Origin of the sequence: Cereibacter changlensis JA139 (genome assembly GCF_003034985.1) — a bacterium.
In the GTDB taxonomy this organism is placed as follows: domain Bacteria; phylum Pseudomonadota; class Alphaproteobacteria; order Rhodobacterales; family Rhodobacteraceae; genus Cereibacter; species Cereibacter changlensis.
Genome location: NZ_PZKG01000051.1, coordinates 21,295 through 27,729 on the forward strand (window position 1 = coordinate 21,295; position 6,435 = coordinate 27,729).

The 6,435-nt window shown below is 67.8% G+C and carries 6 protein-coding genes; 4 read left to right on the forward strand and 2 right to left on the reverse strand.

Translation table 11 applies throughout. From position 1 onward, the window contains the following. Nucleotides 1-66 precede the first annotated feature (66 nt). From zwf to pgi, 3 genes are read left to right on the forward strand one after another with little or no spacing between them, the layout of a single operon-like run. Nucleotides 67-1,521 (forward strand): glucose-6-phosphate dehydrogenase, encoded by a 1,455-nt coding sequence (gene zwf / locus C5F48_RS12375; RefSeq protein WP_107664219.1) that lies wholly within the window; start codon nucleotides 67-69, stop codon nucleotides 1,519-1,521. Next, nucleotides 1,518-2,189, forward strand: a complete 672-nt coding sequence (gene pgl, locus C5F48_RS12380; RefSeq protein ID WP_107664220.1) for a 6-phosphogluconolactonase — start codon at nucleotides 1,518-1,520, stop codon at nucleotides 2,187-2,189. The genes zwf and pgl overlap by 4 nt, the downstream gene beginning before the upstream one ends. A gap of 1 nt (nucleotide 2,190) precedes the next feature. Continuing rightward, complete coding sequence (gene pgi / locus C5F48_RS12385) at nucleotides 2,191-3,789, forward strand: glucose-6-phosphate isomerase (RefSeq protein ID WP_107664221.1); 1,599 nt, start codon at nucleotides 2,191-2,193, stop codon at nucleotides 3,787-3,789. Nucleotides 3,790-3,932: 143 nt separating this feature from the next. Here the strand turns inward: pgi and C5F48_RS12390 are convergent, their stop codons facing one another. Both C5F48_RS12390 and C5F48_RS12395 read right to left on the reverse strand, forming a co-directional pair. Beyond that, nucleotides 3,933-4,280: a RidA family protein gene (locus C5F48_RS12390; RefSeq protein WP_107664222.1), complete on the reverse strand. Its 348-nt coding sequence runs from the start codon at nucleotides 4,278-4,280 to the stop codon at nucleotides 3,933-3,935. Between the two features lie 100 nt (nucleotides 4,281-4,380). Further along, nucleotides 4,381-5,175, reverse strand: a complete 795-nt coding sequence (locus tag C5F48_RS12395; RefSeq protein WP_107664223.1) for a glycosyltransferase family 32 protein — start codon at nucleotides 5,173-5,175, stop codon at nucleotides 4,381-4,383. Between the two features lie 745 nt (nucleotides 5,176-5,920). Between C5F48_RS12395 and C5F48_RS12400 the strand changes: the two genes are divergently transcribed. Next, the coding region (locus C5F48_RS12400) for a hypothetical protein (protein ID WP_146170587.1) at nucleotides 5,921-6,435 on the forward strand (515 nt) is incomplete at its 3' end.

A 6,435-nucleotide genomic window follows, 5' to 3' on the forward strand; every position in this document is an offset into this window, starting at 1 on the left:
TCGGGCGCTGCGGGCTAAACAGGCCTCGTTAGCGCTAACAGAGCGGCAGTGGGAAGCGAGACAAACATGGTTTCAAGGGTCATCCCGGTGGACACCTTCGATCTGGTGATCTTCGGCGGCACCGGTGATCTGGCGCGGCGCAAGATCCTGCCCGGGCTCTACCGCCGCTTCCTCGGCGGGCAGATGCCGCAGGACAGCCGGATCATCGCCGCCGCCCGTTCGGACATGTCGGATGACGAGTTCCGCGCCCAGGTCCGCGCCGCGATCGAGGAATTCGTGGCGGCTGACAAGCGCGACGCCGCGGTGATCGACGAGTTCGTCGCCCGGATCTCCTATGTCGCGATCGACGCCACCGGCGAGAACGGTTGGGCCCAGCTGAAGGACACGATGCGCGACGGGGTGATCCGCGCCTTCTACTTCTCGGTCGCCCCCTCGCTGTTCGGCGCCATCGCCGAGCGGCTAAGCGACCACGGCATCGCCGATCCGCAGAGCCGCATCGTGGTGGAGAAACCCTTCGGCCGCGATCTCGCCTCGGCAAAGGCGCTGAACGCCGTGCTGGCGCAGCATTTCGCCGAAGAGCAGATCTACCGGATCGACCATTACCTCGGCAAGGAGACGGTGCAGAACCTGATGGCGGTGCGCTTCGCCAACATCCTGTTCGAGCCGCTGTGGAAGGCGCAATACATCGACCACGTGCAGATCACCGTGGCCGAGACCGTGGGCGTCGACGGGCGCGGGGCCTATTATGACACCTCGGGCGCGATGCGGGACATGGTGCAGAACCACCTGATGCAGTTGCTGTGCCTGATCGCGATGGAGCCGCCCTATCACTTCGACCCGAACGCAGTGCGCGACGAGAAGCTGAAGGTGATCCGCGCGCTCGACCCGGTGGCCCCCGAGGACATCGTGCGCGGCCAGTATCTGAAGGGCGGCGACCAGGACGGATATGTCGCCCATTCCGGCAATCCGCACAGCCGGACCGAGAGCTATATCGCGCTGAAGGTGCATATCTCGAACTGGCGCTGGAAGGGCACGCCCTTCTACCTGCGCACCGGCAAGCGGCTGCGCGCCCGCGCGTCGGAGATCGCCATCACCTTCAAGGAACCGCCGCATTCGATCTTCGACGATGCCGAGGGCTGGCGTGAGAACGTGCTGGTCATCCGGCTGCAGCCGAACGAGGGCATGAACCTGATGGTGATGATCAAGGAGCCGGGCCCGGGCGGCATGCGCCTGACCCAGGTGCCCTTGGACATGTCCTTTGCCGAGGCGCTGGGAGAAGAGGGCGAGGATATTCCCGACGCCTACGAGCGGCTGATCATGGATGTGATCCGCGGCAACCAGACCCTGTTCATGCGCGGCGACGAGGTCGAGGCCGCCTGGGCCTGGGCCGACCCGATCATCGAGGGCTGGGAGCGGCGCGGCGACCGGCCGCGCGGCTACGAACCGGGAACCTCCGGGCCGGAGGATGCCTTGATGCTTCTGCACCGCGACGGTCGTCGCTGGAGGGAGATCCGAGAATGAAGTTCACCGAATACCCGGACCGCGAGTTCCTGATGCTATCGCTGGCCAATACCATCGCCAGCGAGTTGGGCGACTTTTTGCGCCGCGAGGGCAGGGCGAGCCTCTGCCTGCCCGGCGGCACCACGCCGGGACCGATTTTCGACACGCTGTCGGGCGTCGATCTGGACTGGTCCTCGGTCAGCGTCTTTCTGAATGACGAGCGCTGGGTTTCCGAGGACAGCCCGCGCTCCAACACCCGGCTGTTGCGCGAACGGCTGCTGGTGAACCGCGCCGCCGCCGCCACGCTGTTGCCGCTGCATGCCGAGGCGGGAACGCCGGAGGAGAAGCTCGAGGAACTGGCCGCCGGGATCGCGCCGCATCTGCCAATCTCGGTGCTGCTGCTGGGGATGGGCGAAGACATGCATACCGCCTCCCTGTTCCCCGGCGCCGACCGGCTGGAGGAGGCGCTGTCGGATTCGGCGCCCCTGCTGCTGCCGATGCGGGCCGAGGCGGCGGGCGAGCCGCGCATCACGCTGACGGCGAAGCCGCTGCGCGAGGCGATGGCGATCCACATCCTCATCACCGGGGCCGCCAAGCGCGCGGCGCTGGAAAAGGCGCAGAGCCTGACCGCGCTGGAAGCGCCGATCAAGGCCGTGCTGGCAAACGCAACCGTACATTGGGCGGAATAAGATGCAGCAGATCTGGACCGCGCTTTCGGCGCATCACGAGGGCGTCAAGTCTCGCCCGATCCTCTCCCTGTTCGACGCGGAGCGCGCCGCCGGGTTCTCCGCGCGGCTGGGGGGCATGCTCTTCGACTATTCCAAGACCAACATCGACGCCGAGGCGCGCGGCTTGCTGATCGATCTGGCCGAGGCCGCGGGCGTCGCCGAAAAGCGCGAGGCGATGTTCTCGGGCGCGAAGATCAACGAGACCGAGGGCCGCGCCGTGCTGCATACCGCGCTGCGCAACATGGACCGCCCGGTGATGGTCGACGGCAAGGACGTCACCCCCGCGCTGCGCGAGACCCATGCGCTGATGCAGGCTTTCGTGCGCGACGTGCGCGGGGGCCGTTTCGCCGGGCAGGGCGGGGCGATCACCGATGTGGTGAACATCGGCATCGGCGGCTCCGACCTCGGTCCGGCGATGGCCTGGCTGGCGCTGCAGCCCTATGCCGACGGGCCGCGCTGCCATTTCGTCTCGAACGTCGATGGCGCGCATATCCATGACACGCTGCGCGGGCTGAACCCGGAGACCACGCTGGTGATCGTCGCCTCCAAGACCTTCACCACCATCGAGACCATGACCAATGCCGAGACCGCGCGGCGCTGGATGGCGGAAAAGGTCTCCGACCCCGCCGCGCAATTCGCCGCGGTCTCCACCGCCGCCGACAAGACCGCCGCCTTCGGCATCGACGCGTCGCGGGTCTTCGGCTTCGAGGATTGGGTCGGCGGGCGCTATTCGATGTGGGGGCCGATCGGGCTTTCGCTGATGCTCGGCGTGGGCCCCGAGGCCTTCGACGACTTCCTCGCCGGCGGCGCGGCGATGGATGCGCATTTCCGCAAGGCTCCGTTTGCGCAGAACCTGCCGGTGCTCTTGGCGCTGGTCGGGATCTGGCACAACCAGGTCTGCGGCCATGCCACCCGCGCCGTGCTGCCCTATGACCAGCGGCTCAGCCGTCTGCCCGCCTATCTCCAGCAGCTGGAGATGGAGAGCAACGGCAAGCGCGTGGCGATGGACGGCAGCGATCTTGCGCTGAACTCCGGTCCGGTGGTCTGGGGCGAGCCCGGCACCAACGGCCAGCACGCCTTCTACCAGCTGATCCATCAGGGCACCCGCACCGTGCCCTGCGAATTCCTCGTGGCGCGCGAGGGGCACGAGCCCGATCTCGCGCATCAGCATCTCCTGCTGGTGGCCAACTGCCTCGCCCAGTCCGAGGCGCTGCTGCGCGGCCGCTCGCTGGAGGAGGCGATGGCGATCATGGCGAAGAAGGGGCTCACTGGGGCCGAGCTGGAGCGTCAGGCCCGCCACCGCGTCTTCCCGGGCAACCGGCCCTCGACCACGCTGGCCTATCCGCAGCTGACGCCGCATGTGCTGGGCCAGATCATCGCGCTCTACGAGCACCGGGTCTTCGTGGAGGGCGTGATCCTCGGCATCAACTCCTACGACCAATGGGGCGTGGAGCTGGGCAAGGAGCTGGCCGTGGCGCTGCAGCCGATCCTCGAGGGCAAGGAGAGCGCCGAGGGCAAGGACGGCTCAACCCGACAACTGGTGGACTTTCTGAAGGGCTGAGCCCCTTCATTTTCTGTCTCTAAATATCCTCGGGGGTGATGAGCGGCTGTAAATCCTCCAGGGAGGATTCACAGCGAAGAACGCCCGGCCTGTGGCCGGGCTGGGGGGGCAGACAGCCCCCCGGCCTTTCCGCCAGCGCTCCCTCAGACAGCCGCGACCACGATCACCTCGACCTTGTACTCCGGCGCCGCGAGTTTCGACTCGCCGGTCGCGCGGGCGGGGGTGTGGCCCTGCGGCACCCATTCGTCCCAGACGGCGTTCATCTCGGCGAAGGTCGAGATATCGGCCAGCCAGATCTGCGTCGAGAGGATGCGGGTCTTGTCGGTGCCCGCCTCGGCGAGGATCCGGTCGACCTCGGCCAGACAGGTGCGGGTCTGGTCGGCCACGCTGTCGCCGGGATTGCCGACCTGACCGGCGAGATAGGCGACGCCGTTGTAGACCACGGCCTCGCTCATGCGGGGGCCGGTTCCGATGCGGGTGATGTCAGACATGGGGATTCCTTCCGTTGCGTCACGGCTTGGTTAGCGCGTCGGTGGGACGGAGGGAAGGGTGGAGCGGGCGAGGGGAGGCAGGCAGCCTGCGCCGGGAGGTTCAGCAGGGCATGCCCGCCGCCCGCGCCCGCGCCACGTGCTGCCCGAGGAAAGACCCGGGCGGGATCACGCCGCCGAACTCCCGCCGCAGCAGCTTGTTGACGTTCGAGGCGCTCAGGTGGACGGCATAGGCGCCGGGGCCGAAGCTCTCGTCGCTGAGCCCCTGCGGCTCGAGGAAGCGGCGGCACTCTCCGGGCGGGATGGTGTAGAAGGCCTCGACCGGCAGGGCGTGATGGATCTCGCCATGCTTGCGCAGGAAGATCGACAGGGCGCGCGGGCCGGTGCTGCCCCAGGGCCATTGCTCGATCGGCTTGCCGCGGCCCAGGGTCATCACCTGGTACTTGAAGCGGCGGAACCCGGTGACATGGGGGGCGATGCCGCGCGTGCCGCCCTGGAAGCGCAGCAGCTCGGCCAGCGCCGGGCTGTCCTTAGGCATGCGCAGCACGGCGCAGTTCACCCGGGTCTCGCCTTCGCGGCCGAGGATGTAGTCGCCCTCGAAATCGAAGGGCCGCAGCAGGATCATGTCCAGATCGACCCAGACATGCTCCGTCTTCTTCATCAGGGCGTAGCGGAAGAAGTTCGAATGCAGCGAGGGGCTGCCCGACTTGGCATAGCTCGCGACCTGCTGGGCCGGATAGACCTCGTTCGCGTCGCGCCACTCGACTCCCTCGGGGATCTCCAGCGGGGCGTAGCTGTAGATGGTCAGCCGGTGCCCGAAGCGCAGGATCGAGGCGATGCTGGCATATTCGATGGGGCCCAGCGGCCCGACCCAGAGGGTGGCGAGACTTCGCAGCATGGTTCCTCCATCGCCCTGAAGGTGCGACGGGGCGGGCAGGTCATGCAAGCCTGGAGGGAGGTTGCAGGAGTTGACGCGGCGTCGGTGGGCAGAACATCGCCCAATCTGCCCGCGACATAAGCAAACCGGTCCAGCGCGGCGGTCTCGGCGCAGCCCTTGGAACAGGACGGGCGCCAGCGGCAGGTCTCCCGCGCAGACAGGCCCGATCCAGACAGGGGCGGCGGGTTGCTCCGCCGCCCCTGTCCGGATTTGGGCGCGTCAGCCGATGCGGCCGCCGCCCTGCCTGGTGATGGCGAGCACCGAGGGGCGGACCGGCATGTCGTCCTTGAAGTCGGCCAGCGGGTCGAGAGGTCCTCGTGATAGGGTATGCGGGCGTGGCCTTCCCAGTCCTCGCCGCCGAAGGCAGGCTCCAGAGCCCGCTGTTTTCAGGGTGGAAGGCTGTTTCGACAGCGGCGGTGCGGTGACAGTCGGGGGCGGATCACCCGGAGGTCTGCCCCGGCGTGGCCCGCGGATGGAGGAACGTCGCACTCTGACGGTCTGGCCGCACGAGACGCGGGGGCGCGCCCCGCAGGAGGAGGGCGCCTGGTCGCCTCGGGAGAAGGGAAAAGCCGCCCTTCCCCCTGACAATGTAGGGAAAAGGTCGCAGTTCCGGCCTTCGGCGCCTGCTGACTTTTGATATAATTCTAGATATCTCACCGTTTCAGAAAATTCTCTTCGACTCAGCGGCCATCGGAGGATGCAAGCCATGGGCTTTCCCGTAGCTCTGACCCAGCTCGTCACGTTCGCCCTGCAGGGAATCGGCCTGCTGGCGATCGTCGCCGTGGTCACCGGATCGCTGCGTCGCACCACCCCGGATCCGTTGCAGCAATCGCTGATCCTCGGCGCGCTGTTCGGGCTCTCCACGCTGCTTTTCTCCGTGCTGGAGCAGCGCGTGCCGGCCGGCTTCGTGCTGGATGGCCGCTTCATGTGCGTTGCGCTGGCCGCGGCCTTCGGCGGGCCGGCGGCGCTGGCGGTGGCGGCGACGCTCAGCGCGATCGGGCAGGGCTGGCCGACCGACATCGCGGGCGTGATCGACGTCCTCGGCCCGCTGCTGATCGGTCTGGTGGCTCTGGGCTGGCGCGGGCTGATCCGGCCGCGCTTCGACAGACCGGTGACGGCGCTGCTGCTGCTCGGGCTGATGCTGGCGCCGCCGTTGGGCCTGCTGCACGACTTCTCCGGCATGGGGATGCATCCGCCGATGCTGGTGTTCTGGGGCGGGAC